Annotated in this window: 25 protein-coding genes; 9 read left to right on the top strand and 16 right to left on the bottom strand. The window is 70.2% G+C overall.

All coding sequences use genetic code 11. The features are described from left to right. Window positions 1-45: 45 nt before the first annotated feature. Complete coding sequence (locus E5671_RS25430) at window positions 46-543, bottom strand: GbsR/MarR family transcriptional regulator (RefSeq protein ID WP_160506249.1); 498 nt, start codon at window positions 541-543, stop codon at window positions 46-48. 93 nt (window positions 544-636) lie between these two features. Here E5671_RS25430 and E5671_RS25425 point away from each other — a divergent pair, with 93 nt between their 5' ends. The 5 genes from E5671_RS25425 (at window position 637) to E5671_RS25405 (ending at window position 6,570) form a co-directional block, all read left to right on the top strand. Beyond that, window positions 637-1,557 (top strand): ABC transporter ATP-binding protein, encoded by a 921-nt coding sequence (locus E5671_RS25425; RefSeq protein ID WP_160506248.1) that lies wholly within the window; start codon window positions 637-639, stop codon window positions 1,555-1,557. After that, window positions 1,554-3,173 carry an ABC transporter permease gene (locus E5671_RS25420; RefSeq protein ID WP_160506247.1) on the top strand — a complete coding sequence of 540 codons (1,620 nt, stop codon included), beginning with the start codon at window positions 1,554-1,556 and terminating at the stop codon, window positions 3,171-3,173. Before E5671_RS25425 ends, E5671_RS25420 begins: the two co-directional genes overlap by 4 nt. 139 nt (window positions 3,174-3,312) lie before the next feature. Continuing rightward, on the top strand, window positions 3,313-4,638 hold the full coding sequence (locus tag E5671_RS25415; RefSeq protein ID WP_160506246.1) for a histidine kinase: 1,326 nt from the start codon (window positions 3,313-3,315) through the stop codon (window positions 4,636-4,638). After that, entirely contained in the window at window positions 4,635-5,303 is a 669-nt protein-coding gene (locus E5671_RS25410) for a response regulator (protein ID WP_160506245.1), read from the top strand. Before E5671_RS25415 ends, E5671_RS25410 begins: the two co-directional genes overlap by 4 nt. A 40-nt stretch (window positions 5,304-5,343) precedes the next feature. Continuing rightward, complete coding sequence (locus E5671_RS25405; RefSeq protein ID WP_160506244.1) at window positions 5,344-6,570, top strand: cytochrome P450; 1,227 nt, start codon at window positions 5,344-5,346, stop codon at window positions 6,568-6,570. A gap of 11 nt (window positions 6,571-6,581) precedes the next feature. On the opposite strand, the gene E5671_RS25400 is transcribed toward E5671_RS25405, so the two are convergent. The 10 genes from E5671_RS25400 to E5671_RS25355 all read right to left on the bottom strand — a co-directional run bounded on the left by E5671_RS25400 (window position 6,582) and on the right by E5671_RS25355 (window position 16,310). Next, window positions 6,582-7,475: an alpha/beta hydrolase gene (locus E5671_RS25400; RefSeq protein WP_443032689.1), complete on the bottom strand. Its 894-nt coding sequence runs from the start codon at window positions 7,473-7,475 to the stop codon at window positions 6,582-6,584. Window positions 7,476-7,625: 150 nt separating this feature from the next. Continuing rightward, the gene (gene kynU / locus E5671_RS25395) at window positions 7,626-8,897 is read right to left on the bottom strand and encodes a kynureninase (protein WP_160506243.1); all 1,272 of its coding nucleotides are present in this window, start codon (window positions 8,895-8,897) and stop codon (window positions 7,626-7,628) included. Further along, a complete protein-coding gene (locus E5671_RS25390) occupies window positions 8,890-9,711 on the bottom strand; it encodes a tryptophan 2,3-dioxygenase family protein (protein ID WP_160506242.1) in 822 nt (273 codons plus the stop codon). The genes kynU and E5671_RS25390 overlap by 8 nt, the downstream gene beginning before the upstream one ends. Before the next feature lie 158 nt (window positions 9,712-9,869). Further along, the gene (locus E5671_RS25385; protein ID WP_160506241.1) at window positions 9,870-10,283 is read right to left on the bottom strand and encodes a DUF3151 domain-containing protein; all 414 of its coding nucleotides are present in this window, start codon (window positions 10,281-10,283) and stop codon (window positions 9,870-9,872) included. Window positions 10,284-10,360: 77 nt separating this feature from the next. Further along, window positions 10,361-11,392: a class II fructose-bisphosphate aldolase gene (fbaA, locus tag E5671_RS25380; RefSeq protein WP_160506240.1), complete on the bottom strand. Its 1,032-nt coding sequence runs from the start codon at window positions 11,390-11,392 to the stop codon at window positions 10,361-10,363. A 143-nt stretch (window positions 11,393-11,535) separates the two neighbouring features. Further along, the gene (pyrE, locus tag E5671_RS25375; protein ID WP_160506239.1) at window positions 11,536-12,087 is read right to left on the bottom strand and encodes an orotate phosphoribosyltransferase; all 552 of its coding nucleotides are present in this window, start codon (window positions 12,085-12,087) and stop codon (window positions 11,536-11,538) included. 30 nt (window positions 12,088-12,117) lie between these two features. After that, entirely contained in the window at window positions 12,118-12,909 is a 792-nt protein-coding gene (locus E5671_RS25370) for an aldose epimerase family protein (protein ID WP_160506238.1), read from the bottom strand. Window positions 12,910-13,267: 358 nt separating this feature from the next. Then, a complete protein-coding gene (locus tag E5671_RS25365; RefSeq protein WP_160506237.1) occupies window positions 13,268-14,071 on the bottom strand; it encodes an SRPBCC domain-containing protein in 804 nt (267 codons plus the stop codon). 46 nt (window positions 14,072-14,117) lie between these two features. After that, window positions 14,118-15,695, bottom strand: coding sequence for a polyamine aminopropyltransferase (locus tag E5671_RS25360; protein ID WP_160506236.1), 1,578 nt, complete (start codon window positions 15,693-15,695; stop codon window positions 14,118-14,120). 96 nt (window positions 15,696-15,791) lie between these two features. Further along, window positions 15,792-16,310, bottom strand: a complete 519-nt coding sequence (locus E5671_RS25355; protein ID WP_160506235.1) for a DUF2617 family protein — start codon at window positions 16,308-16,310, stop codon at window positions 15,792-15,794. Between the two features lie 703 nt (window positions 16,311-17,013). On the opposite strand from E5671_RS25355, the gene E5671_RS25345 reads away from it, so the two are divergent. Continuing rightward, complete coding sequence (locus E5671_RS25345) at window positions 17,014-18,222, top strand: pyridoxal phosphate-dependent aminotransferase (RefSeq protein WP_443032688.1); 1,209 nt, start codon at window positions 17,014-17,016, stop codon at window positions 18,220-18,222. An 85-nt stretch (window positions 18,223-18,307) separates the two neighbouring features. Here E5671_RS25345 and E5671_RS25340 read toward each other — a convergent pair whose 3' ends face one another. Next, window positions 18,308-18,850, bottom strand: a complete 543-nt coding sequence (locus tag E5671_RS25340) for a YbjN domain-containing protein (protein ID WP_160506233.1) — start codon at window positions 18,848-18,850, stop codon at window positions 18,308-18,310. An 83-nt stretch (window positions 18,851-18,933) separates the two neighbouring features. Continuing rightward, window positions 18,934-21,531, bottom strand: coding sequence for an ATP-dependent chaperone ClpB (clpB, locus tag E5671_RS25335; protein WP_160506232.1), 2,598 nt, complete (start codon window positions 21,529-21,531; stop codon window positions 18,934-18,936). Between the two features lie 150 nt (window positions 21,532-21,681). On the opposite strand from clpB, the gene E5671_RS25330 reads away from it, so the two are divergent. After that, window positions 21,682-22,125, top strand: a complete 444-nt coding sequence (locus E5671_RS25330; protein WP_160506231.1) for a pyridoxamine 5'-phosphate oxidase family protein — start codon at window positions 21,682-21,684, stop codon at window positions 22,123-22,125. A 117-nt stretch (window positions 22,126-22,242) separates the two neighbouring features. On the opposite strand, the gene E5671_RS25325 is transcribed toward E5671_RS25330, so the two are convergent. Then, entirely contained in the window at window positions 22,243-22,614 is a 372-nt protein-coding gene (locus tag E5671_RS25325; protein WP_160506230.1) for a hypothetical protein, read from the bottom strand. A 361-nt stretch (window positions 22,615-22,975) separates the two neighbouring features. Between E5671_RS25325 and E5671_RS25320 the strand changes: the two genes are divergently transcribed. Continuing rightward, complete coding sequence (locus E5671_RS25320) at window positions 22,976-23,965, top strand: helix-turn-helix transcriptional regulator (protein WP_160506229.1); 990 nt, start codon at window positions 22,976-22,978, stop codon at window positions 23,963-23,965. 607 nt (window positions 23,966-24,572) lie between these two features. Further along, window positions 24,573-25,001 carry a hypothetical protein gene (locus E5671_RS25315; RefSeq protein WP_202121254.1) on the top strand — a complete coding sequence of 143 codons (429 nt, stop codon included), beginning with the start codon at window positions 24,573-24,575 and terminating at the stop codon, window positions 24,999-25,001. On the opposite strand, the gene E5671_RS25310 is transcribed toward E5671_RS25315, so the two are convergent. Next, a complete protein-coding gene (locus E5671_RS25310; RefSeq protein ID WP_336605840.1) occupies window positions 24,979-25,626 on the bottom strand; it encodes a Uma2 family endonuclease in 648 nt (215 codons plus the stop codon). The two genes, E5671_RS25315 and E5671_RS25310, sit on opposite strands and share 23 nt — an antisense overlap. Beyond that, complete coding sequence (locus E5671_RS25305) at window positions 25,607-26,053, bottom strand: ATP-binding protein (RefSeq protein ID WP_237330237.1); 447 nt, start codon at window positions 26,051-26,053, stop codon at window positions 25,607-25,609. The genes E5671_RS25310 and E5671_RS25305 overlap by 20 nt, the downstream gene beginning before the upstream one ends. Window positions 26,054-26,312 lie beyond the last annotated feature (259 nt).

Below are 26,312 nucleotides of genomic sequence, written 5' to 3'. Positions count from 1 at the left end.
GGCGGGCGGGGGATGTCGGCGGGTGGGGGATGGCGGCGGGACAGGTCATTTGCCGAACAACGTCTCCCGATGCACCCGCCACCGCTCCAGCATCTCCACGATCTCCTTCTCGACGAACTCGAAGAAGGCGAGCGTCTCCGCCATGCGGCGGCCCGCCGGGGTGTCGGCGCCGAGGCTCGTGACACCGTCGCGCAGGGCCGACTCCCAGCGCTTGAGGACCCCGTCACGGTTGGCCAGCGCCTCGTACCACTGGTCGCTGTGCACCCGGAAGATGTCCCGCCGGGAGCCCGGCTCGCGCTCCCGGGCCACCATGTGCTGCTGCGTGAGATAGCGGACCGCGCCCGAGACCGCCGCGGGGCTCACCTGGAGCCGCTCCCCCAGCTCCGCCGATGTCAGCGCGCCCGAGTCCGAGGCGAGGAGCGCCGCGAAGATCCTCGCGGGCATCCTCGGCATGCCCGCCTCGACCAGCTGCGCGGCGAACTGCTCGACGAAACGGCCGACGACCTCGCCGTCGCGCGGCAGCGGTGCGGACTCCTTGGGCATGCGCTGATCATCTCCCCTGTGCTGTCGTGGCCTTTCGAGTTTATACGCTTCCTTAACTTCACAAATTTCTGAAGAAAGCGTAAGTTCCGAAGCATGACGAAGGCAATCACCGTCTCCGGACTGCACAAGTCGTTCGGACGGACGCACGCGCTGGACGGTCTCGACCTCGACGTCGAGACCGGCGAGGTCCACGGCTTCCTCGGCCCCAACGGCGCCGGGAAGTCCACGACCATCCGGGTCCTCCTCGGCCTGCTCCGCGCCGACTCCGGCGCCGCCCAGCTCCTCGGCAAGGACCCGTGGAGCGACGCGGTGGAACTGCACCGGCGCGTGGCGTACGTACCGGGTGACGTCACCCTGTGGCGCAACCTCTCCGGCGGCGAGGTCATCGATCTGTACGGGAAGCTGCGCGGCGGCCTCGACCGGGCCCGCAGGGCCGACCTCATCGAGCGGTACGAACTCGACCCGACCAAGAAGGGCCGCACGTACTCCAAGGGCAACCGGCAGAAGGTCGCCCTCGTCGCCGCCTTCGCGTCGGACGTCGACGTACTGATCCTCGACGAACCCACCTCCGGCCTCGATCCGCTCATGGAGGAGGTCTTCCAGGCGTGCGTCGAGGAGGAGCGCAACCGGGGCCGCACCATCCTGCTCTCCTCGCACATCCTCAGCGAGGTGGAGACGCTCTGCGACCGCGTCAGCATCATCAGGAAGGGGCAGACCGTCGAGACCGGATCGCTCGCCGACCTGCGCCATCTGACGCGGACCAGCGTCACCGCCGAGCTCGCGGGGCCGCCCAACGGGCTCGCGCGGCTGCCCGGGGTGCACGACGTCGACGTATCCGGGCAGGGGGACGCAGCCGGGCATCGCGTCAAGCTCCAGGTCGAGTCCGACAAGCTGGACGCGGTGCTGCGTACGCTGGCCGACTCCGGGATCCGCTCGCTGACCTCGACGCCGCCCACGCTGGAGGAGCTCTTCCTGCGGCACTACCAGGAGGATGTGCGGGAGGTAGCGCGATGACCACCGCCACCGGAGAACTGGGGTCCACCCCCCGCACCCCCCGCACCTCCCGGCAACTCGCCGGAACCGGCGCCCTGTTGAGGCTCGCCCTGCGACGCGACCGCGTCATGATGCCGGTCTGGGTCATCGTCATCTCCGGCCTGGTCCTCTCCATGCCGGGCGCCCTGGAGCAGACGTACGGAACGGCCGCCGAGCGGGCCGACGCCATGCGGTCGATGAACGCCAACTCCTCGATGCGGGCGCTGTATTCGCCGGTGTTCGGGGACTCCATCGGCGCGCTCTCCGCCTGGCGCATCGGCGTCTACGCCGCGATCCTCGCCGCCGTGATGAGCCTGATCGTCGTCGTACGGCACACGCGCGAGGAGGAGGAGACGGGCCGCCAGGAGATGCTCTCCGCCGCGATGGTGGGGCGGCGTGCGCCGCTGACCGCCGCGCTGCTTGCCGCGTTCGTCGCGAACGCTGCCGTGGGGCTGCTCATCACCGGCGGGATGGCCGGGCAGGGCGCGGCCGGTGCTCTCGCGCTCGGGCTCGGCGTCGCGGGCACCGGCATGCTCTTCGCCACCATGACGGCGATCGTCGCCCAGCTCACGGAGAGCGCGCGGCTCGCCAAGGGGCTGACCTCCGGGGTGCTCGGCGCCGCGTACGTGCTCAAGGCCGCCGGTGACGCGGGGGCCGAGGACGGCTCGTCCGTGCTGACCTGGCTCTCACCGCTCGGCTGGGCGGAGAACCTCCGCGCCTACGCCGGCGAGCGGTGGTGGGTGCTGCTCCTGATCGCCGCCGCGATCGTCGTGCAGGGGGCTGTCGCGTACGACCTGGCGGGGCGGCGGGGCGTGGGGATGAGCTTCGTGCCGACCCGGCCGGGGCCCGCGAAGGGCGGGATCGCGACGGCGGGCGGGCTCGCGTGGCGGTTGCAGCGGGGGAGCGTGCTGGGCTGGACGCTCGGCTTCCTGGCGTCCGGTGTGGTCTTCGGCGGGATGGTGGAGGGGGCGGCGGACATCGTCGGCGACAACGCCGACACCCGGGAGATCATCGAGCGGATGGGAGGCCAGTCCGGCCTCACGGACGCCTTCCTCGCCACGATGGTCGGCCTGCTCGGGATGGTCGCCTCGCTGTACGTCGTCGCTTCGGTGCTGCGGCTGCACGGCGAGGAGACGTCGCAGCGGGCGGAACCGGTCCTCGCGAACGCGGTGGGGCGGCTGCGGTGGGCCGGGGGCCACCTGGTCATCGCCTTCGGCGGCTCGGTACTGCTGATGCTGGTGGGCGGCCTCGGTCTCTACGTCGGTCACGGGGAGGACCTCGGGCCGATCCTCGGGGCATGCCTGGTGCAGGTGGCCGCGATCTGGGCGCTGGGCGGGGTGGCGGTGCTGTTGGTGGGGGCCTTCCCTCGGGCGGCGGTGGCTGCGTGGGGTGTGGCCGGGGTCTGCCTGGCGATCGGCTGGATCGGCCCTGCGGTGTCGCTACCGCAGGTGGCGCTCGAGCTATCCCCCTTCGGCCACCTCCCGAAGCTGCCGGGCTCCGAGATGACGTGGGGCCCGGTGATGACACTTCTCACGATCGCGGCAACGCTGGTGGCCGGGGGCCTGACGGGGCTGCGCCGCAGGGACCTGATTACGTGACCCCCGCTGGTGGCCGGGGGCCTGCCAAGGCTGCGCCACAGCTGCGGCAGGACCCCGGCCCGTAGTACCTGCGACGGATCCCCCAGAACCCCTCCCTGGCGGGACGACCCCGGCGGAGGCTCCCCGTACCTTCGTAAGCGTGACTGACGCGACCAAGAACGCCCCCAGCAGCAACCGCAGCCCGGAGTTCCGCCTGGCCGTGGGTGCGCTCGGAGGGCTTCGGCAGGACCTCTTCCGGGACGCCTTCGCCTACCGCCCGCTGCAAGCGATGCGTACGGAAGGACCGCTGACCCGGCGCCTCCCCGCCCGCATACGCCAGTACGCCGGCTGGGCCCCGCACGCGGCGGTCGTGGCGGCCGCCTTCTTCACCTTCGTCCTCGCCAACGCGGTGAGCTCCGGTGGCCTCGACTACGTGCTCACCGGCCTCATCCCGGCCGCCGCCGTCGTGATGACCCTGCTCAGGCCCGTCGGCGCCTGGTGGGTCCTGATCGCGAGCACGCCCTTCTCCGGCGCCGTCGCCGGCAACTGGAACGGCTATCCGTGGACCGCCAGCGTCTTCTTCGCGCACATCACCGTGATGACGGTCATCACCCTGCGCACCCGCCCCCGCACCGCCGCGTGGATGTGGGTCGGCACGGCGCTCTACGGCATCGCCGCCGAGGTCTTCCTCAGCCCGGGGTACACCACGAATCTCCCGGAGATGCTCTTCTTCTCCGCGCTCTCCCTCCTCGCCGCCTCCCTCGTGCACATCCGCCGCGAGGCCCAGCGCGAGGTCAGCGTCCAGCGGACGGTCACCGCGATGGAGCGCGACAGGCGCACGCTCCTGGAGGAGCGGACGACGATCGCGCGCGAGCTGCACGACGTGGTCGCGCACCACATGTCGGTGGTCGCCATCCAGGCGGAGGCCGCGCCCTACCGCGTCGAGAACCCGCCGCCCGAGCTGGAGCAGGCGTTCGTCACGATCCGCGAGAACGCCGTGGCCGCGCTGACGGAGCTGCGCCGCGTCCTCGGTGTCGTACGCGCGGAGGACTACGAGGCGCCGGACGCCCCGCAGCCCACGCTCGGCGACCTCGACCGGCTCATCGCGAACGTCCGTGAGACCGGCCTCGACGTCGAGAAGGTGGTCACCGGAGCCGTCCGCGAACTCCCGCAGGGCGTCGAGCTCTCCGCGTACCGCATCGTCCAGGAGGCGCTGAGCAACACCCTGCGCCACGCACCCGGCGCCACGGCCCGCGTCGAGGTCGGTTATGTGCTGGGAGGCCTTGGGCTGCGCATCGTCAACGGGCCCGCGACCGGCCTGGTCAAGCCCTCGCCCGGAGCGGGCCACGGCATCACCGGCATGCGCGAGCGTGTCACGATGCTGGACGGCGAGATGACGACCGAGGAGACCGCCGACGGCGGGTACGAAGTCACCGTGTTCCTGCCGGTCGCATCCGCATCGGAACCCGCCGGAGGCCAGGAATGACGATCCGCGTACTGATCGCCGACGACCAGATGATGGTCCGCGAGGGCTTCTCCGTCCTGCTCAACGCGATGCCGGACTTCGAGGTCGTGGGCGAGGCCGTCAACGGCCGCGAGGCGGTCGACCGCGTCCGCGAGCTCACCCCGGACGTCGTCCTGATGGACATCCGTATGCCCGTCCTGAACGGCATCGAGGCGACCCGCGAGATCGTCGCGGCGGACGTGACGTCGAAGGTCCTCGTCCTCACCACCTTCGACCTCGACGAATACGTCTACCAGGCGCTGCGGGCCGGCGCGTCCGGCTTCCTCCTGAAGGACGCCTCCGCGCGCCAACTCGCCGACGGAGTGAGGGTGGTGGCTGCCGGTGAAGCCCTCCTCGCGCCCTCCGTCACGCGCCGCCTCATCACCGAGTTCTCCAAGCTCGGCGAGACACCGCGCCTCTCGGCGACGGTTCAGGCGCAGCAGTACGGCGAGCTCACCGAGCGCGAGACAGAGGTGCTCGTCCTCATCGCCCAGGGCCTGTCCAACGGAGAGATCGCCTCGCGCCTCGTCGTCGCCGAGTCGACCATCAAGACCCACGTGAGCCGCATCCTGGTGAAACTGGGCCTGCGGGACCGCACGCAGGCGGCGGTCTTCGCGTACGAGGCCCGGCTGGTCACGCCGGGCTGACCTCTTCCGGGGCGGGCATCCATGCGACTAGCGTCCCTCCATGGATGCACCCGACGCCCCCTTCGCCGCCTTCGCCCCCTGGTCAGCGGAGTTCATCGCCGACCCCTATCCCGCCTACGCACAGCTGCGGGACGCCGGACGGGTCCACTACTTCGAAGCCACCGATCAGTGGCTCGTCCCCCACCACGCGGACGTCTCCGCGCTGTTGCGGGACCGGCGGCTCGGGCGGACCTATCTGCACCGGTTCACGCACGAGGAGTTCGGGCGGCAGGCCCCGCCGCCCGAGCACGAGCCGTTCCACGTCCTGAACGACAACGGCATGCTCGACCTTGAGGCACCCACGCACACCCGCATCCGGCGCCTGGTGTCGAAGGCGTTCACGCCGCGGACCGTCGAGCAACTACGGCCGTACGTCGAGGAGTTGGCGGACCAGCTCGTACGGGAGCTCGTGGCTGACGGGGGCGGTGACCTCGCCGCCCGCGTCGCCGAGCCGCTGCCGGTGGCCGTCATCGCGCAGATGCTGGGCATCCCGGAGGCCGACCGGGCCCAGCTGCGGCCCTGGTCGGCCGACATCTGCGGAATGTACGAGCTGAGCCCCTCCGAGGGGACCGCGGGACGCGCGGTGCGGGCCTCGCTCGAATTCTCCGCGTACCTGCGCGAACTCATCGCCGTGCGCCGCGAGAAGCCGGGCGACGATCTGATCTCGGGGCTCATCGCCGCGTACGAGGAAGGGGAGTCCCTCAGCGAGCAGGAGATGATCTCCACCTGCGTGCTGCTGCTCAACGCGGGGCACGAGGCGACGGTCAACGCCACCGTCAACGGCTGGTACGCGCTCTTCCGCAACCCCTCACAACTGGCCGCCCTGCGCGCGGATCCGGGGCGCCTCATCCCCACCGCCGTCGAGGAGTTGATGCGGTACGACACCCCGCTCCAGCTCTTCGAGCGGTGGGTCCTCGACGACATCGAGGTCGACGGCACCGTGATCCCGCGTGGCAGCGAGGTCGCCCTCCTCTTCGGTTCGGCGAACCACGACCCCGCGGTGTTCACCGCCCCCGCCGAACTGGACCTGGCCCGCGCCGAGAACCCGCACATCTCCTTCAGCGCGGGCATCCACTACTGCATCGGCGCTCCCCTGGCCCGCATCGAACTGGCCGCCTCACTGGGGGCGTTGCTCCGCCGGGCGCCCGCTCTCACGCTCGCCGCCGAGCCCGAACGGAAGCCGAACTTCGTGATCCGGGGGCTACGGGAGCTCGTCGTCGACGTGTGAGCCCGCGCCCCTCAGAACGCCAGCTGCGCGATCTCCTCCGCCACCACCGCGCAGGCGTCCGCCGCCGGGTCGATCAGCGGGAAGTGCCCGACCTCTTCGAGAAGGGTCACGCCGACCACTTCGCCCGCCTTCGCCGCCGCGTCGGCGTACGCCTCGGCCACCGCCTGCGGCACGACGATGTCGGTACGCCCCTGGACGACGGTCGTGGCGATGCCGGTCGGCAGCAGGGCCGCCGGGTCCGCGTGCGGGAGCCGCTCCTCGAACTTCGCGTCACCGCCGAGGAGTTGCAGGGGCGCGTCCGAGCAGACGCCGAGCTCCTGCGCCACACGGAAGTCGGCGATGGGCGCGAGGGCGACGACACCCCGGAAGGGGGCGGGCCGATCGGTGCGCCAGGGTGAGCCGGTGGGCAGCACATGCCGGGCGGCGGCCCAGAGGGCGAGGTGACCGCCGGCCGAGTGGCCGGTCACGACGGTGCGGCGGAGGTCGGCCGCCGGCAGGTGCCGCGCCGCGAGCGCGGGCAGCGCGTCGAAGGCAGCGGCCACGTCGTCGAAGGTCTCGGGCCAGCGGCCCGCGACGGGCCCCTCCCCCTGGGCGGGGATGGAACCGCCGCGCCGGTACTCGACGTTGGCCACCGCGAAGCCCCGTCTGGCCAGGAAGCCCGCGAAGGGCGAGAGGTGCTGCCGGTCGTACGGGGCGCGCCAGGCGCCGCCGTGCAGGGCGACGACGAGGGGGGCGGGGGTGTCCGTGGCGGTCCGGGGCTCGTAGAAGTCGACCACCTGGTCGGGGTGCTCGCCGTACGCGGCGGTGGCGTCGGGCGTCACCGCGGGATGCGACAAGGCGGCCTCGGCCTCGGCGGCATCGCGGGCCACGGCGGCGGCGTCGTCCGGCATGGCGTCGTCCGGCATTGCGACAACCTCTCTGCGGGGAGTGGAGCTGCTGCGGGTGGGTGCTCGTTTGATCTTCCCCTACCCCGCCCCTGCCCGAGAACGGCTCCGCCGCCAAACGCCGGACGGGCTGAACCCGAGCCCGTCCGGCGTCCGAGAGGCGGGGCGGGGTTACTCACCCAGCGTCCGCGCCAGCACCCCCGCCGCCCGCTCCACATCGGCGAAGCCGACGTACAACGGCGTGAAACCGAACCGCAGCACGTCCGGCGCCCGGAAGTCGCCGACCACACCCTGCTCGACGAGGCGCCGCATCACGTCACCCGCATCCTCACACCGCAGGGCGACCTGGCTGCCGCGCTCCTCGTGGGCGGCCGGGGTGAGCACCTCGACCCGCCCCTCGGGGACGTAGGCCGCCACGCACTCGACGAAGAAGTCCGTCAGCGCGAGGGACTTGGCCCGTACGGCCTCGATGGACACCCCGTCCCAGACGTCGAGCGCCGCGTCGAGCGCCAGCATCGACAGGATGTCGGGCGTACCGACCCGCCCCCGCAGGGCACCCTGTGCCGCCTCGAACTCCGGCCGCATCCCGAAGGGCTCCGCGTGCGAGTTCCAGCCGGGCAGCGGAGAGTCGAAGCGGGGCTGCAGGTCCGCCCGTACGTAGATGTAGGCAGGTGAACCCGGCCCCCCGTTCAGGTACTTGTAGGTGCACCCGACCGCGAGGTCCACGCCGTGCGCGTCGAGCCCGACGGGCAGTGCGCCCGCGGTGTGGCACAGGTCCCAGACCACCAGCGCGCCCGCGTCGTGCACGGCCGCCGTCAGGCCGGGCAGGTCGTGCAGGCGTCCGGTGCGGTAGTCGGCGTGGTTGAGCAGGACCACGGCCGTGCGTGGGCCGAGGACGTCGCGCACCTCGCCCGGGGCGACCGGCACCAGAGTGCAGTCCGTCATCCGCGCCACGGACTGGGCGATGTACCCGTCCGTGGGGAAGGTCGTCGCGTCAACGACGATCTCGTCCCGCCCCTCGCCCGAGTCACGGGCCATGCGTACGGCGGCGACCAGGGCCTTGAAGACGTTCACGCTCGTGGAGTCGCCGACCACTATCTGGCCGGGGGCGGCCCCCACGAGGGGGGCTATGCGGTCGCCGATGCGCTCGGGGGCGGTCCACCAGCCGCTTTCCTCCCAGGAGCGGATGCGGAGCTGTCCCCACTGGCGGGTGATGACGTCTGCCACGCGGGCCTGGACGACCGCGGGCAGCGCGCCCAGCGAATTTCCGTCCAGGTAGACGGAGTCGTCCAGTACGAACTCGCCTCTCTTGCCCCGGAGTTCGTCCTCTGCGTCCCTCTTTGCCGCTTGCGCCTGTAGGTCCTGCTCGCCGCCGTCGTCGGTTTTGCCCACCCGTCCCGCCTTGCGGGACGCCTGCCCAAAACCAGTACCAGCCTCAGACATGGCTCCTCGCAGTCCACAGCTCGGGGAACACGTTCTTCGTCGCGCGCTTCTCCAGCCAGGCCACGCCGGCCGAGCCGCCCGTGCCCGTCTTGGAGCCCATCGCGCGCCGGGTCGCCACCAGGTGGTCGTTGCGCCAGCGCCACACCAGCTCGGCGACGTCCGTCAACACCTCGCCGAGGCGGGCCAGTTCATCGCTCTCGTCACCGGCGTAGAGGTCGGTCCACACCTTCTCGACCTCGGGCGACGGCTCGTACCTCTGCGTCAGGTCGCGCTGGAGCACGGCGGCCGGGACGGCGTGGCCGCGGCGGGCGAGCAGGGCGAGGACCTCGTCGTACAGGCTCGGCTCCTGGAGCGCCTTCTCCAGCTCCGCGTGGACGCGCGGCGCGCCCCGGTGCGGCACCAGCATGGACGCGGACTTGTCGCCGAGCAGGAACTCCATGCGGCGGTACATCGCGGACTGGAATCCGGATCCCTCGCCGAGCGCGCCGCGGTAGGAGTTGAACTGCGCGGGGGTCAGCTGGGCGAGCGGGCGCCATGAGGCGTTCAGCGCCTCCAGCTCGCGGAGGCTGCGCTTGAGGGCGGCCACGGCGGTCGGGATGTCGTCGCGGCGCAGGGCGTGCGACGCGGTCTCCCACTCGTGCACGATGACCGTGAACCACAGCTCCATCACCTGGGTGGTGACCAGGAAGACCATCTCTCCGGGGTCGTCGGAGCGCAGGTGCTGGAGGTGCGTGAGGACGTCAGCCTGGACGTAGTCCTCGTAAGGGGTGGTTCCTGCGAAGTCGAGGTTCGGGGTGTCCGCCTCTTGGGACATCGCGATCTCCTTGATACGTACTCCGGGTAGCGGTCCGCCCCTGCCGTTACCGACACGGGGGCCCCGGTCCCCACCGGCATCCTCCGCAACATCCCACGAAACGGCAAGACCTGCCTGGTCACAGCGGCGTCCAGGCAGGTCAGGCACGTATGCGGGGGCTAGCCCAGGGTCTGGGCAGCCGTCTCGGAGGAGTCCCGCAGGAAGCCGGCGCAGCGCTCGTACTCCTCCTGCTCACCGATCGACTGCGCGGCGCGCGCGAGGCCGTGCAGGGCCCGCAGGAAGCCGCGGTTCGGCTCGTGCTCCCACGGCACGGGGCCGTGGCCCTTCCAGCCGCTGCGGCGCAGCGAGTCGAGGCCGCGGTGGTAGCCGGTACGGGCGTACGCGTACGACTCGACGACGCTGCCCCGCTCGAACGCCTCGTCGGCGAGCTGCGCCCAGGCGAGCGAGGAGGTCGGGTACTTCGCGGCGACGTCGGCGGGCGCCGCGCCGTTCGCGAGGAGCTCGCGCGGCTCCGGGTCGTCGGGCAGGTGGGTCGGGGGCGGTCCCCCGAGCAGATCCTTGTGAATGGCCATGGGTTCCAGTCTGCTCCATACGCGTACGGGCCCGGCACCCAGGGAAGGGTGCCGGGCCCGCAGGGACGCCGTGGTGACTACTTCAGCTTCGTGCCCGAGGAGCGCAGGTTCGCGCAGGCCTCGGTGACGCGCTTGGCCATGCCGGCCTCGGCGGCCTTGCCCCAGGTGCGGGGGTCGTACGTCTTCTTCGAGCCGACCTCGCCGTCGACCTTCAGGACGCCGTCGTAGTTCTTGAACATGTGGTCCGCGACGGGACGCGTGAAGGCGTACTGCGTGTCCGTGTCGAGGTTCATCTTCACGACGCCGTTCTCCAGGGCGGTCGCGATCTCCTCGGCGGTCGAGCCGGAGCCGCCGTGGAAGACGAAGTCGAACGGCTGCGAGCCCGCGGCCTTGCCGTGCTTGGCGGCGACGCCCTCCTGGAGGTCCTTGAGGAGCTCCGGGCGCAGGACGACGTTGCCCGGCTTGTAGACGCCGTGGACGTTGCCGAAGGACGCGGCGAGCAGGTAGCGGCCCTTCTCGCCGAGACCGAGCGCCTCAGCCGTACGCAGCGCGTCGTCGACGGTCGTGTACAGCTCGTCGTTGATCTCGTGCGTGACGCCGTCTTCCTCACCGCCGGTCGGGGTGATCTCCACCTCAAGGATGATCTTCGCGGCGGCGGCCTTCGCGAGCAGCTCCTGGCCGATGGCCAGGTTGTCGGCGAGGGTCTCGGCGGAGCCGTCCCACATGTGCGACTGGAAGAGCGGGTTACGACCGGCCTTGACGCGCTCGGCGGAGACGTCGAGCAGCGGACGGACGTAGGTGTCCAGCTTGTCCTTGGGGCAGTGGTCGGTGTGCAGCGCGACGGTGATGTCGTACTTCGCGGCGACGATGTGCGCGAACTCGGCGAGGGCCACGGCGCCCGTCACCATGTCCTTGTTGTGCTGGCCGCCCAGGAACTCCGCACCACCGGTGGAGATCTGGATGATGCCGTCGCTCTCGGCCTCCGCGAAACCGCGCAGTGCGGCGTGCAGCGTCTGCGAGGAGGTCACGTTGATGGCCGGGTAGGCGAACTTGCCTGCCTTCGCCCGGTCCAGCATCTCGGCGTAGACCTCGGGGGTTGCGATGGGCATGTGTCCGCTCCTTGTGATGTGCGGGTGTGTGCTTGGCCCTGACCTAAGGGGGCGACGTCATCGTCGCCCCCATCTTTCCAGATCTGCCGGGCGGCTCAGGCCGCCCGGCACATACCGGATCCGGTCCGGCCCCCGGGGATGTCCTAGTCCAGGCCGAGGTCGTCCTTGGAGTACGCGAAGAGGTACGGCACCCCGGCGCCCTCGGTGATCTTCTCGCCCGCCCCGGTGGCGCGGTCCACGATGGTCGCGACGCCGACGACCTCGGCACCGGCCTCGCGTACGGCCTCGACGGCGGTGAGCGGGGAGCCACCGGTGGTGGATGTGTCCTCGACGACGAGTACGCGGCGCCCCTTGATGTCCGGGCCCTCGACGCGGCGCTGCATGCCGTGCGCCTTGGCGGCCTTGCGCACGACGAAGGCGTCGAGCTGCTTGCCGCGCGCCGCGGAGGCGTGCAGCATCGCGCCGGCGACGGGGTCGGCGCCCATGGTGAGGCCGCCCACGGCGTCGAAGTCGAGGTCGGCGGTGAGGTCGAGAAGGACCTGGCCGACCAGGGGGGCGGCCTCGCCGTCGAGGGTGATGCGGCGCAGGTCGATGTAGTAATCGGCTTCGAGACCCGAGGAGAGGGTCACCTTGCCGTGCACCACGGCCTTGTCCTTGATCTGCTGCAGCAGGGCGCCACGTACGTCGTCAGTCATGCCTGTCAGCTTAAAGCCGCGTCAAGGAGCTCAGAGACGCGTCCAGGTCCAGGTCGTCGACGTCTCCAGGGGGTCGATGGGGGTGACCAGGCGGGGCAGGGTGTTGAGCCCGTTCGGCGGCCCGGTCTGCGGCTCCACGCAGACGGCGGCTTCCTGCTCGTCGTACACGACGACCCACTGCTCACGGCTCTTCACTGTGAGCTCGATCCGCTCCGGCCAGGTGAGGGTGACGTCGACGCCGTCGGGCATGCCGAAGCAGTCGTCCCAGGGGCCGGGGGTGGGGGCGATGCGGTGGCCGGTGGGGAGGTGGTCGTCGCCGCGCTCCTCCTGCCAGGAGGGGCTGAAGCTCACCTGCACGTCCTCGTCCCCGAGGCTGCGGTTGAACCACGGGTGCCAGCCCGCCTGGGCGGGGAAGGAGTCGCCGTACGTCTCGATGCCGAGGGTGAGGGTGAGGGAGTCCTCGGTGAGCTCGACGATCTGCGTGACGCGGCCTTCGTAGGGCCAGGGATCGGTGAGGTCGTACGTGAACGCGGCCTCGCTCTTGCCCGCGCGGGCGGTGCGCCATGCGGCGTCCCTCGCGAAGCCGTGGATGGCGTGGGGCGGGGAGTTCAGGGGCATCTGGTGGACCGTGCCGCCGTTGCGGAACCTGCCCTCGCGGATACGTCCTGCCCAGGGGGCCATGGGGAAGCAGCCGTAGCGGGCGCCTTGCCTCAGCAGTTCGACCCCGCCGACCTTGAGGCTCCCGACCCGGCAGCCGTTCCCCGCCTGCACGGTAACTTCCGCGTCGCCCGCGGTCAGTGTCACGTCTTCTTCGCTACTCACGGGGTCGACACTACGGGCCCAGATCTTTCCCCAACCCCGCCCCTTCCCGAAAACCGTGCCTGCGCCCCGGACCTACCTGGGGCTCCGCCCCAGACCCCGCTCCTCAAACGCCGGAGGGGCTGAAACTCTCAGCCCGTCCGGCGTTTGAGGACGATCTCGGCGGAGCCGGCGATGACGGCACGCAAGGCCCCCGCGCCAGAGCGGGTTTTCGGGAAGGGGCGGGGTCGGGGACGCCGGAGGGGCTGAAACTCTCAGCCCGTCCGGCGTTTGAGGACGCTCTCGGCGGAGCCGGTGATGACGGCAACCAAGGCTCCCGCGCCAGAGCGGGTTTTCGGGAAGGGGCGGGGTCGGGGAGGATTCAGCGCCTGCGCCGAAGCGCCCGCCCCACCACGATCGCCGAGGCCAGCACCACCGCGGCCGCAGGCGCGGCCCACCGCAGCGTGGCGGAGGTGGACAGGGACTCCGCCGCGGGCGCGGGGGCGTACCGCCCCCGGGGCGGCGCGTGGTCGACCTCCTCCGCGCTCCGGCCGATCATCGTCCGCCGGGCATGGGCGGCCTCAGCAGGCGGCACCACGACCTCATCCACGTCGTCGTCCTCCTCGAACGACGACGGCGGCACCTCCGTCTCGAAGACGGTGGCCGCCTCGACGGGCTCGACCACGACCGGTTCGACCGGTTCAGGCGCCGCACGCTCAGGCTCAGGCTCAGGCTCGGCCCCCCGCCTCAACCCCTCCGCGAACCGCTCAAGGAGCCTCCGCACCGCCCCCTCCACAGCCTGTGGAGAACTTTCGGCGACGCGCCCCTCCCCCGCACCCGTACCGGAGAAGATCACCCGGGTCCCGGCATCGCCGGCAACGCCGTCCTCGGCAGACGCAGGATCAAGCCGCACCGTCAGCGAGAGCTTCACGGAGCCGCCGCCCCGCACCTCCACGCCCTCGCCCTCGATCGCGAACGACCCGTCGCCGCGTGGGGCGACCCGCGCCGCGCCGCGATACGTGATGGTGTGACCGCCGACCCGCACCTTGAGACGGCCGGAGAGCGGCGACGCGGACTCGTCGGCGTCGCGCTGAAGTCCGGGCACCGCCCCGGCGACCTGCTCGGGGTCGCTCAGCACCTGCTGAAGACGGTCGGCGGGAACCGGAACGAACACCTCATGCTCCATGGCAGTCGAGCCTACCCACGTGGCCGACACCATGTACGTCAGTTCGTCAGTTCGCGTACCGCGGATGCACCAGCGTGGAGGGGGGAAGACCCCGCGGACCCCGCATCCGCGTCCGATCGGCGGACGCCAGGCCCACCGGCAGCAGCGCCGCCGTCCCGGGCGGTTCGAGGACCGGCCGGGACCTGGCCGCCAGGACGAAGCCCCAGTCACGCGGCGCGGACGCGCCGTCCGCCGTCCGGTCGGGGCCCGCCGCGAACCCGGAGAGCCTGCCGCCCACGCGGTACGGCTCGGTAAGGAGCCCCGCCGCCCGCAGCGTCGCCTCCACCGTCCAGAAGACGCGCGGCCTGTCGGCCATCGGCCCCGCGTGCACGGCGAGGCGTCCGCCCTCGGCCAGTGCCAGCGCCGCGAGGCCGTAGAACTCCTGGGAGTAGAACTTGGTGCTCGCGGTGATGCCGGGGTCGGGCAGATCGGAGATCACCACGTCGTACGTACGAGGGGGCGAGCGCAGCCAGTGGAACGCGTCGGCGTGCTCCACCCGCACCCGGGGGTCGCTGTAGACCTGTCCGTTCAGCTCGCTCAGCGCGGGGTCGCTGCGCGCCAACCGCACCACCCCCGGGTCGAGTTCGACGATGTCCACCCGGCGCACCCCCCGATGCCGCAGCACCTCGCGCGCCGCGAGGCCGTCGCCGCCGCCGAGGATCAGCACGCGCGCGTGCCTGCCGTTCATCGCGGGGCCGACGAGCCCCCGGTGGTAGCGCTGCCCGTCACGGCCGCTGACCCGCAGGCGCCCGTCGAGGTAGAGGTCGAGCGAATCGTCCCTGCCGCCGGTGAGGACCACTTCCTGGACGTCGGTCTGCACGGCGACCCGCACGTCCTTGCCGTAGACCGCCCGGCGTGCCGCCGCCTCGAAGTCGCCGACGAGGACGGCGGCCGAGGCGAGCAGGCCGAGGACGGTGACGTTCGCGACGAGCAGGGCCCAGCGGCCGCGCACGCTCAAGTCGTGCCGGAACAGGCCGAACACGAGCGCGCCGCCCGCGAGCGCGTTGACCGCGCCGGTGATCAGCGCCCCCGTCAGCTGGCCGAGCAGGGGGAGCAGGATGAAGGGGAAAGCGAGGCCGCCCACCAGCGCGCCCACGTAGTCCGCGGCGAAGAGGTCCGACAGGGCGCCGCTGGCGTCCTGTCGTCTGATCCGTTGGATGAGCGCCATGAGCAGCGGCACTTCGGCGCCGATGAGCAGGCCGATGGCGAGCGAGAAGGCGACGAGGAGATAGCGCGAGCCGCCCGCCCAGACCTCGCCCCGGTCGCCGGTCCAGGCGAACGCCGCGTACAAGGCCATCGCGCTCAGCCCGCCGACCAGCGCGAGCGCCGCCTCGACCAGGCCGAACCCGACCGCGGCACGGCACCGCAGGTGCTTGGCGAGCAGGGAGCCGATGCCCATGGCGAAGACCATCACCGAGAGGACCACCGACGCCTGCGTGACCGAGTCACCGATCAAGTACGAGGCGAGGGCGACCAGTTCGAGTTCGTACACCAGACCGCAGGCCGCGCAGATGAAGACGCCCACCAGGACGAGGAACCGTCCTGTCCGGGGCGTCACCGGTAAATGTGTTGACGGCTCGATCACCTTGGGAACGCTACGTCACCGAACTCACACATCCAGTCACCCACAAGGGTGCAACTAGGCGTCCGAGGTGTATATGGGGCGCATTGGTCAGAGCGCTCAGAGCACGGCCGGCATTCGCACACCCACCCGGGTGCGGGTCGCCACGAGTTGCCCGTCCTGCGGGTAGGCATGCCAGGTGCGCCACTGCACCGCGCCTTCGTGCCGCTGCGCCAGCATGGCCGTGAACGCGTGCGGACTGCCGGGGAAGACCCCGGCCAGACCATGCGGGTGCTCGGCCACCAGGGCGAGCAACTCTTGTGCGCGGCCCGCGAACTGACCGCGCGAGAGGGTCTCGACGCGCGCCGCGAATTCGTACTCCCACTCGCCGAGGCGCTTGGAGACGCCGAGCGGAAGTGGCGTACTGCTGCCGGGGATGCAGGCGACGGTCTCGGAGCAGGTGCCCTGCTCCTCTTCGAGAAGCACCTGGTGCGATGCGCCGAGGAGCCTCAGCTCCATTCTCGCGTCGACAAGCTCCAGTTCGAGTGTGGCGAGTGCGGGCAGCGGCTCGCGCCCAAGGGTCCAGGCGAGGTCCGCGGCGCACGTGTCGGTATAGACAGTCTTCAGGGTCGTGAGCATGGGTCGGCTCCGCTAACACGCAATGGAGGTGGTGCCGGCGCACCCGGTCGGAGACCGGGAGGTCGGAATGCCGGCTCGTGCCCACGAGAACGTTCTTGATGTCCAAGTCGTCCGTCCGAGGGCGGTGCTGACGGTTAAGAGGGAATCATGAACTGCTGCACTGCCACTGCGCTTTTACCCAACTTCGGAGGGTTTCCACCCCCGCGGGGGCTGCACAGTTCAACTGTTCAATGAGTCAACGACGAAGTGCCCGGCAGGAGTTGCCTCCTGCCGGGCACTTCAACAGATGGACGGACCAGCTGCCCCGTGTCAGCTGCCTCCGCCACCGCCACAACCGCCACCGCCGCCGCACGAAGAGCTGCTGCCGCAGGACGAACCGCCACCACAGGAACCACCTCCGTGGTGGCCCCCGCTGTCACCTCCGCCGACCCACCAACTGCCGCCGGAACCCGTCGCGCCGGCCGCACCGGAGCGCGAGCGGCCGCCGCGTCCACGGCCCCCCTTGGCAGCGAGTGCGACGACGAGTACGACCAGACCGACAAAAACGAAGACCCCAGTCATGATCTCCACGCCCCTTTCCGTTCCCCCGAAGCAGGCCCCCCGTGGGTCCGCGTTCTTTCCTGTTGTTCTTGTGTGAAAGGGGAATGCCCCCGGGGAAGCCGACCCAAAGCAGAGTTGAGGAACTCCAGAGGTTCGGCGCAGGATGGCGGCCATGACCTCCACATCCGGGAGCGGGCGCCCGCTGCTCAACCGCCGCCTCGCCGAGTTCGGTACGACGATTTTCGCCGAGATGTCCGCGCTGGCCGTGAAAACCGGCGCCATCAACCTCGGCCAGGGCTTCCCCGACACGGACGGTCCCGAGGAGATCCGCGAGGCCGCGGTCCGTGCCCTGCGCGACGGCCGCGGCAACCAGTACCCGCCCGGCCCCGGCATCCCCGAGCTCCGCGCGGCCGTCGCCGAGCACCAGCGGCGCCGGTACGGCCTCGCGTACGACCCCGACCGCGAGGTCCTGGTCACGGCGGGCGCGACCGAGGCCATCGCGGCCTCCCTGCTCGCCCTCGTCGAGCCGGGCGACGAGGTGATCGCCCTGGAGCCGTACTACGACTCGTACGCGGCGTCGATCGCCCTCGCAGGCGGCAAGCGGGTCCCCGTGACGCTGCGCCCGGACGCTGCCGAGGGGCGCTTCCGCCTCGATCTGGACGAGCTGCGGGACGCGATCACGCCCCACACACGGCTGCTGCTGCTCAACACACCGCACAACCCCACCGGCACGGTCCTGACCCGCGCGGAGCTCACCGAGATCGCGAAGCTCGCGGTCGAGCGGGATCTCCTCGTGGTCACGGACGAGGTGTACGAGCACCTGGTCTTCGACGACGGCGAGGGCACGGCGCACATCCCCCTCGCCTCCTTCCCCGGCATGCGCGAGCGCACGGTCACGATCGGCTCGGCGGGCAAGACGTTCTCGTACACCGGCTGGAAGGTCGGCTGGATCACGTCGTCGCCGGAGATGGTGACGGCGGTCCGCTCGGCGAAGCAGTTCCTCACCTACGTGTCGTCGGGCCCGTTCCAGTACGCGATCGCGGAGGCCCTGGCCCTGCCCGACTCGTACTTCACGTCCTTCGCCGAAGGCATGCGCGCCAAGCGGGATCTGCTGAGTGAGGGCCTGATCGCCGCTGGCTTCGACGTCTACCGCCCGCAGGGCACGTACTTCATCACGACCGATATCCGCCGCCTGGGAGAGTCCGACGGCTTCGCGTTCTGCCGGGCGCTGCCCGAGCGCGTCGGCGTGGTCGCCATCCCGAACGCCGTCTTCTACGACCACCGGGAGGCCGGGGCGCCGTTCGTGCGCTTCGCGTTCTGCAAGAAGGACGAGGTGCTTGCCGAGGCGGTGTCCCGGCTGAAGTCGCTGTGACACGGACTCCACAACGCGAGAGCCCGGCCGTGGCGCCCCGGTGGTGGGCGCCGCGGCCGGGCTCTCGCTCGGACGTGGTCCAGGCCTAGGCCTGGTCGTCGCCGGGCTTCTCTTCACCCTCGGTGCCGTCGACCTCGGCCTCAAGGCCGAGCTGCTCGACGAGCCAGCGGTCGAACTCGATCGCGGCCCGCACCCAGCTGACCGTCGACGACACGAAGTGCTCGAGCGCGACGCCCGTGCCGATCAGCATCTGCGCCTCGCCGATGAGGCGGACGGTGCCGTCGTCGTGGGTGTGCGTGTAGACCTTCGGCCACAGGGTGCGGCGGTTCCAGTCGTCGATCGCCTCGAGAAGCTGGTGCTTCTCTTCGATGCCGTGCGCGCGGTCGTAGAACGTCCGCACCGAGAAGACCTGCTGGTCTCCCTCGCCACGGAACATGAAGTACGTGCGGAACTCCTCCCACGGCGCCGCGAGGTCACCCTCTTCGTCGACGACGTGCTTGAGCTCCATCTGGTCCAGGAGCTGCTTGACCAGGTCCTGGTCGGGGACAACGGGGCCCGCCGGTCCATCGCCCTGCTGCGGTTCGGGCTGTCCCCCGAAATTCGGAATCGAGGACGGGTCGATGCTCACGTGCTTAGTCCCTTCGTACGGATTCCGCCATCCTGCCCCATGTCGGGCGGGGGCCCGCAACCCCCGCCCCCGATGTGACCGGGTTATGCCCTCTCGGCCGTCGCCGGTCCGACGATCAGGCCGTCCTCGAAGGTGTCCACGCGGACCGTGTCCCCGTCCTTCACCTCGCCCGAGAGGATCTCCTTGGCGAGCCGGTCGCCGATGGACGTCTGGATGAGACGCCGCAGCGGCCGTGCGCCGTACGCCGGGTCGTTGCCCTCGTCCGCCAGCCACGCGAGCGCGTCCGGGGAGACCTCGAGGGTGAGCCGCCGCTCGGCGAGCCTCTTCGCGAGGCGGTCGATCTGCAGCTGGGCGATGTGCGCGAGCTCGTCCTTGCCGAGCGCGGAGAAGACGACGAGGTCGTCGAGCCGGTTCAGGAACTCCGGCTTGAAAGAGCTCCGTACGACTTCGAGGACCTGCTGCTTCTTCTCCTCCTCGGAGGTCAGCGGCTCGACCAGGTACTGACTGCCGAGGTTGGAGGTCAGGACGAGGATGGTGTTGCGGAAGTCCACCGTCCGCCCCTGCCCGTCGGTGAGGCGCCCGTCGTCGAGGACCTGGAGCAGCACGTCGAAGACTTCCGGGTGCGCCTTCTCGACCTCGTCGAGGAGCACCACGCTGTACGGGCGCCTGCGTACGGCCTCGGTGAGCTGGCCGCCCTCCTCGTAGCCGACGTATCCGGGCGGGGCGCCGACCAGCCTGGCCACGCTGTGCTTCTCGCCGTACTCGCTCATGTCGATGCGGACCATGGCGCGCTCGTCGTCGAAGAGGAAGTCCGCGAGGGCCTTCGCCAGCTCGGTCTTGCCGACGCCGGTCGGGCCGAGGAAGAGGAAGGAGCCGGTGGGGCGGTCGGGGTCGGCGATCCCGGCGCGCGTGCGGCGCACGGCGTCGGACACCGCCCGTACGGCCTCGGTCTGGCCGACGAGCCGCCTGCCGAGCTCGTCCTCCATGCGGAGCAGCTTCTGCGTCTCGCCCTCCAGGAGGCGTCCGGCGGGGATGCCGGTCCAGGCACCGACCACGTCGGCGATGTCGTCGGGCCCGACCTCCTCCTTGACCATGGTGTCCTTGGAGACCTCCTCCTCGGCCTCCGAAGCGACCTCCAGGTCGTGTTCGAGGGCGGGGATCTCGCCGTAGAGCAGCTTGCTCGCGGTGTCGAAGTCGCCGTCGCGCTGGGCGCGTTCGGCCTGGCCGCGCAGCTCGTCGAGCTTCTCCTTCAGCTCACCGACACGGTTGAGGGACTGCTTCTCCTTCTCCCAGCGGGCGTTGAGCCCGCGCAGCTCCTCCTCCTTGTCGGCGAGGTCGCGCCGCAGCCTTTCGAGGCGCTCCTTGCTCGCGGGGTCGGTCTCCTTGCTGAGGGCGAGCTCCTCCATCTTCAACCGGTCGACGGCGCGCTGGAGTTCGTCGATCTCGAGCGGGGATGAGTCGATCTCCATCCGCAGCCGTGAGGCGGCCTCGTCGACGAGGTCGATGGCCTTGTCGGGCAGGAAGCGCGAGGTGATGTACCGGTCGGAGAGCGCGGCGGCGGCGACGAGCGCGCTGTCGGCGATCTGGACCTTGTGGTGGGCCTCGTAGCGCCCCTTGAGCCCACGGAGGATGGCGATGGAGTCCTCGACGCTCGGCTCGTCGACGAGCACCTGCTGGAAGCGGCGCTCCAGGGCCGGGTCCTTCTCGATCCGCTCGCGGTACTCGTCGAGGGTGGTGGCACCGACCATCCGCAGCTCGCCACGGGCGAGCATGGGCTTGAGCATGTTGCCCGCGTCCATGGCGGAGTCGCCCCCCGCCCCGGCGCCGACGACGGTGTGCAGCTCGTCGATGAAGGTGACGATCTGCCCGTCGCTCTCCTTGATCTCGGAGAGGACGGTCTTGAGCCGCTCCTCGAACTCACCGCGGTACTTCGCGCCGGCGACCATGGCCCCCAGGTCGAGGGAGACGAGCCGCTTGTTCTTCAGCGACTCGGGGACGTCCCCCTTCACGATGCGCTGGGCGAGCCCTTCGACGACGGCGGTCTTGCCGACGCCGGGTTCGCCGATGAGGACGGGGTTGTTCTTGGTGCGCCGGGACAGAACCTGCACGACGCGCCGGATCTCCTGATCCCGCCCGATGACGGGATCGAGCTTCCCCTCCCTGGCGGCGGCGGTGAAGTCAGTCCCGAACTTCTCCAGGGCCTTGTACTGACCCTCCGGGTCCGGTGTGGTCACCCGGCGTCCTCCCCTTGCCTTCTCGAACGCGTCGAGCAGTTTCTTGGCGGTGGCCCCGTGCTTGCTGAGGACCTCTGCGGCGGGCCCGCCCTTGGCGGCGACGCCGATCAGCAGATGCTCTGTGGAGAGGTAATCATCGCCCAGCTCCTTCGCGCGCTGCGAGGCGTCGGCGATGACCGCGAGCAGGTCGCGGTTGGGCTGCGGCGGCGCGACCGTCGACCCGGTGACGCTGGGCAGGCCGCTCAGTGTCCGCTCGGCGTCTGCGCGGGCGGCGGCCTGGTCGGCGTCGACCGCGGCGAGCAGGTCGGTGATGTTCTCGTTGTCCTGCCCCTCCAGCAGCGCGAGCAGCAGATGCGCGGGGGTCAGGTCGGGATGCCCGTCCTTCACGGCCAGGCTGCTGGCCGCGTTGATCGCGTCCCGGCTCCTGTTGGTCAGCTCGGCGTCCACGTGAGTCGTCTCCTCCTTGCGATCCGTATGGCCTGGCGGCTCGAGTGGCCCGGCCCACCTGCTTTAAACAGCGTACATAAAGTTGAGTCTATTCCACTCAAGTGAGAGGGGCGGCCAGGTCAGGTGAGAGGGGCGGCTAGGTTCAGACCCATGGCCATGGATCCACACCACCCCACCCCCGCGTACCTGAGCTTCTGGCGCGAACGGCACCTGTGCACGCTGACGACCCCGCGCCCGGACGGCACACCGCACGTGGTGCCGGTCGGCGTCACGTACGACCCGGAGGCGGGCGTGGCCCGCGTCCTTGCGAACAAGTCGAGCGCAAAGGTGACCCACATCCTCGCGGCGACGGGCACCGAGGGCCCCGGAGCGCGGGTGGCGGTCTGCCAGGTCGACGGGCGGCGCTGGGCGACGCTGGAGGGGTACGCGAGGGTGCGTACGGAGGAGGCCGAGATCGCGGAGGCGATGCGCCGCTACGAGGAGCGGTACGGGAGGGTGCCGAGGCCCAACCCGGACCGGGTGCTGATAGAGATCACGCTGACGCGGGCGATGGGGACGCGGTCGCTGGGAACGCGGACGCTGGGCGAGGCGTAGCCCCGTGCGGATGGCGGGCCCCCGTCACACACCACAGCGGCGCCACCGTGTTCAGGTCCACGGTGGCGCCGCTGCTGGGGGAAGCACCTGCGCGATGTACAACGACGGGGGATCGCGTCAGGCGCTGCGGGGGGTGGCTGTAATGGCTCTTGTAGTGGTGGAACTCTGCTGGTCCTGCTGCTGCCGGCCCGACTGCCCCGGCTCACCGACCAACTGGTGGTCACGCCGGTCGAGATTGACGAAGACCATCCCGTACCGAATGGCACACCGCACGGGCTGCGGGGCGCCTCGCGGCTTACGGAGGCACCGGTAGGCCCGGATCTCCTCCTCGTCGTCACGGGTGACGACTACTGGCTCACCGAGGAGCGTGACCATCAACGAGTCGCCGGCGTGGGGTATCGCGGTGGCGAGATCGATGAAATGCCAACCGGAGCGGTAGGCGGTGGCCATTTCTCGGCGGAAGGTGCGGTCGTCGGGGGGAGTGCTCATGCCTTCGCTCCCGCCGGCGCCACGGACCAGGAAAGGTCCGGCGGCGCGGCCATCGCAGCACCCTCGCCTCCAGGCGCCGTACCCCAAGAAAGGTCCGGGGGCAAGGCAGACGCAGCACCCTTGCCTCCAGGCGCCGTGCTCCAGGAGAGATCAAGTGTGCTCACCGTGCCCAGAACCAGCCCTGCGGAGAAGGTGGTGACAAGCACCGAGCGAAGCATGCTCTTAAACATGGTCGGCTTCGTCCTCACTTGGTAGATTCCTCTCCCCCGGCTCCACAAGACGATGTCTCAATTGAGCACGTCAAAGCCACAGGGTGGATGCATCATGTTCCTGCACGTTCAGGACCCTGGGGGGTGGAGATTTGCTTACAAACGACGCGAAACCGACACATCCTCACCCCTCAACCCCACTTTGTGATGAGGGCTCGAGGCTGTACGCCAGCGCGCTGAGCAATGGCCGATTGGCAAGAACCGAAGTCGAGGCCACGCCATGCCTGCTTGAGTCCGCTCTGCTGCACCCGGACCCGGACGACGCGGATTGGCTGCGCCCCATCCCGCCGTCCGCCGCACTCGCGCAGCGCCTCAACCCAATCGAGCGGGAAATCCAGGAACGGCGACGGCTCGCCCTTCAACTAACCGACATTTTTGAGCCGTTTATGGCCATAACCGCCCGCGTGGAGCCAACGACCCACGCCATCACCGTGCTGGAGGGCGGCGCCCGCATCGACGCGGCGATCGAACGAGCGACATCGGACTGCCGTTTCGAGATCCTCACGGTCCAGCCAGGGGGCGGCCGCAGCGAGAACTCCCTCACGGTGGCGATGCAACGCGGCCAGGCCGTCCTCGACCGCGGCATCAGGATGCGCACCCTCTACCAGCACACCGCCAGACACAGTCAGGGAACGCTTGCCTATGCGGCACGCATGGCCCAGGGGAATGTGGAGGTCCGGACGCTGGAGGAGGTGATCGACCGAATGATGATCTTCGATCGCACCGTCGCGCTCATACCCGCCCGCGCCGATCGCCAAGTCGCCCTGGAGCTCCGCCACCCTGGCCTTGTCGAGTACCTCGCCAAGGTCTTCGAGCAGCAGTGGATACGAGCGACTCCCCTGCTCGACGAGGTCCCCTACGCCCCATCCACCGACGGCATCACCGGCGTCCAACGCACCATCGCCAAGCTCCTCATCGAAGGCCACGTCGACGAAGCAATCGCCCGCCGCCTCGGCATGAACGTCCGCACCTGCCGTTCCCACATCGCTAAGATCGCCGCCGCCCTTGGCAGCGGCAGCCGCGCTCAACTCGGCTACTTGATCGCTCATTCGGGCATCCTCGACAAGGATCACCCCAGATGAGAGCGAACCCCCACGCCCACGCCCACACCCACGACGAGTTGTGCCAGGCAGGGTGGGAGCTGTACGTCCGGGCTCTTCGGGAGAAGCGCGTCGCGAGCCAGGACGCCGACTCGGCACCGTGCCTGGTTGACTGTGGCCTCCTGTACCCGGAAGAGGCGGGCTCGCAGTGGCTGAGACCGAGAGCCCCGGCTGTCGCGCTGCCCAGGCTCCTCGGGGCCATCGCCAATAGCATCGCGGAGCAACGCCACCACGGAGCCCGCCTGGCCGCGGCGTTCGAGCCACTCATGGCACTCGGCACAGGCACCACTCCCGCCCCCGCACCTCCTCCATCAACGTGCTGAGAGGAATCCCGCGGATCAACGAAGCCATTGGCCAGGCCGTAGAGATGACTTCAAGGGAAGTCCTCACGGTCCAGCCCGGTGGTGCCCGTCCTGCAGACAGGCTGGTGACCGCCGTCCTGCCCGAGCAGTCGATGCTCACGCGGGGAGCCCGGATGCGGACCCTCTACCAACACACGACACTACAACCGTCGTCACCGGCACCGCAGTTGTAGCCCTTCTGTCAGCGTTGTTCGGCTGTCTTTCTCTCCGCCGCCCTCGACGGAGCCATGTCGGCACACGACGCGATGGGTGCATCCACGATGCACCGACTGCGCGCTGTTTACTGCACTGCGCTCACGTTGACGGTTTGCGCCTTCTCGTTCGGCGCGGAGGCCCTCGCCGACGGACCGGAATCCGGGGCCGTCTTCGTCCGGTCCCTCTTGATCTGGCTGGGCTTGGCCCTGCTGTCCGCCGCCGTGCTGGGACAGCAGCTCGGCTGGGCCATCCCTCTGGCCTCGGTCCTCTTTCTGGTCTGGTACCCGAACAACTGGTGGGACTGGACAGCCAACCCGCCTACTGATCTCTTCAGCTGGGCTGTTGCCGCCATTGCTCTGAGCATCGGAGTCACGGCGACCGCGGCGACTCCCTGGCGAAGGAAGGCCTTCTTCTTGAGGTGCCGACGGCGCTCGTCGCTCACCCGCGCCGCGCCCCCGTGACCGCCTCGCCGATCGTGAACCCCTTGGCGGGCCCGTTGGGGATCGCGACTTGCGTCCCGTACGGGACCCGGTGGACGCCGACCCAGTCCGCCTTCTCCGGCTGCGGCTCGGTCAGGACGGTGACGGTGCCTTCGCCGTCGTAGTCGTCGATGAGCACGTAGACGGGGATCCCGGCGCGGGCGTACTCTCGGCGCTTCTTCACCCTGTCGCGCTCTTGGTTGCGTGTTCCAGGAGAGACCACTTCGACGACAAGACGCACGGCTGCAGCGGTGACCCCGACTCCGTCGGCGGTCACGTACCGCTCCCTGTCTCTCGGCACGATGTACAGGTCGGGAATCCACACTCGCCCCTCGTGGACGATGTTCCCGTCGTTGCGTGCGACGAAGTCACCGCCGCTCAGGAATACCACCAGCTCGTCCCGGAGCAGATTGGCGGTCTCGGCATGCGAATAGCGACCGGTGGGCGACACCTCGATGGCTCCCTCAATGATTTCAGCGCGGTAGCCCTCGGGGAGTTCCATCGCCTTCCATGCCTGCCACAGCACCTCGTCCAGCTCGGCGGACGGGGCTGACTCGGTCTCGGTGTCAGGCATGGTCTTGGGCCTCTCAGCTGCAAGAGCGGTCACGATGGCGCACCTCCTTTCCAGTGTGGGCTTGGCGTCCTCGCGGCACAAGCAACGCGATCACGGTAGGTACGTTGATGGGGCCGACCAGGGGAAACTTCCCCCGGTCACCCGATGCCACCCCTGCTGCGGGGTGCGCCACGACCGGTGGGTCCGGGCTCTCGTCGAAGACGGTTACCCGTAGGCGGGTGAGGGTCAGGAGGATGCGGAGCATCGCGGAGCCTTTGGTGTGCAGGTGCACGTTCGTGATGAGTTCCGAGGTGCAGAGGGTCGCCGGCATGACCAGCGCCTCCCGGTTCAGAGTGCGCAGGACTGTGCGTACGAAGTCTCGGCAGACCTTGGGGGAGGTCGCATCGCCTGGGGAGAACAGGGTGTAGTCGTAGGCGAGTTGGGCGGGGCGGTGAGCGATGCGGGGGCGGTCTGCGGGCATGACGGTTGCTCCCGTCGGGAGGGGGCGAGGGGCCCTTGCCGGGCGATGGCGTTGCCCATGCGCGCCTGGGGGGTGCGGTGGGTGCCTTTCGGCTTGTGGGCAGGGGGAGTTGAGAGGCTCCAGTGAGTGACTGATGCGATACTTAGAGTAGGGAATGGGGCGGGCCCACCTCGGTCACGTCGAGGCTGGGCGCACGGCCATTCCCTCGGAAAAGCTGCGGACCCTTTGCCGCTCATACGGATGCACACGGGAACCTCTT

The organism is Streptomyces sp. BA2 (genome assembly GCF_009769735.1).
Lineage (GTDB): Bacteria > Actinomycetota > Actinomycetes > Streptomycetales > Streptomycetaceae > Streptomyces.
Note: the sequence above shows the minus strand (reverse complement) of the source record. Positions and strands in the feature narration are given on the sequence as shown.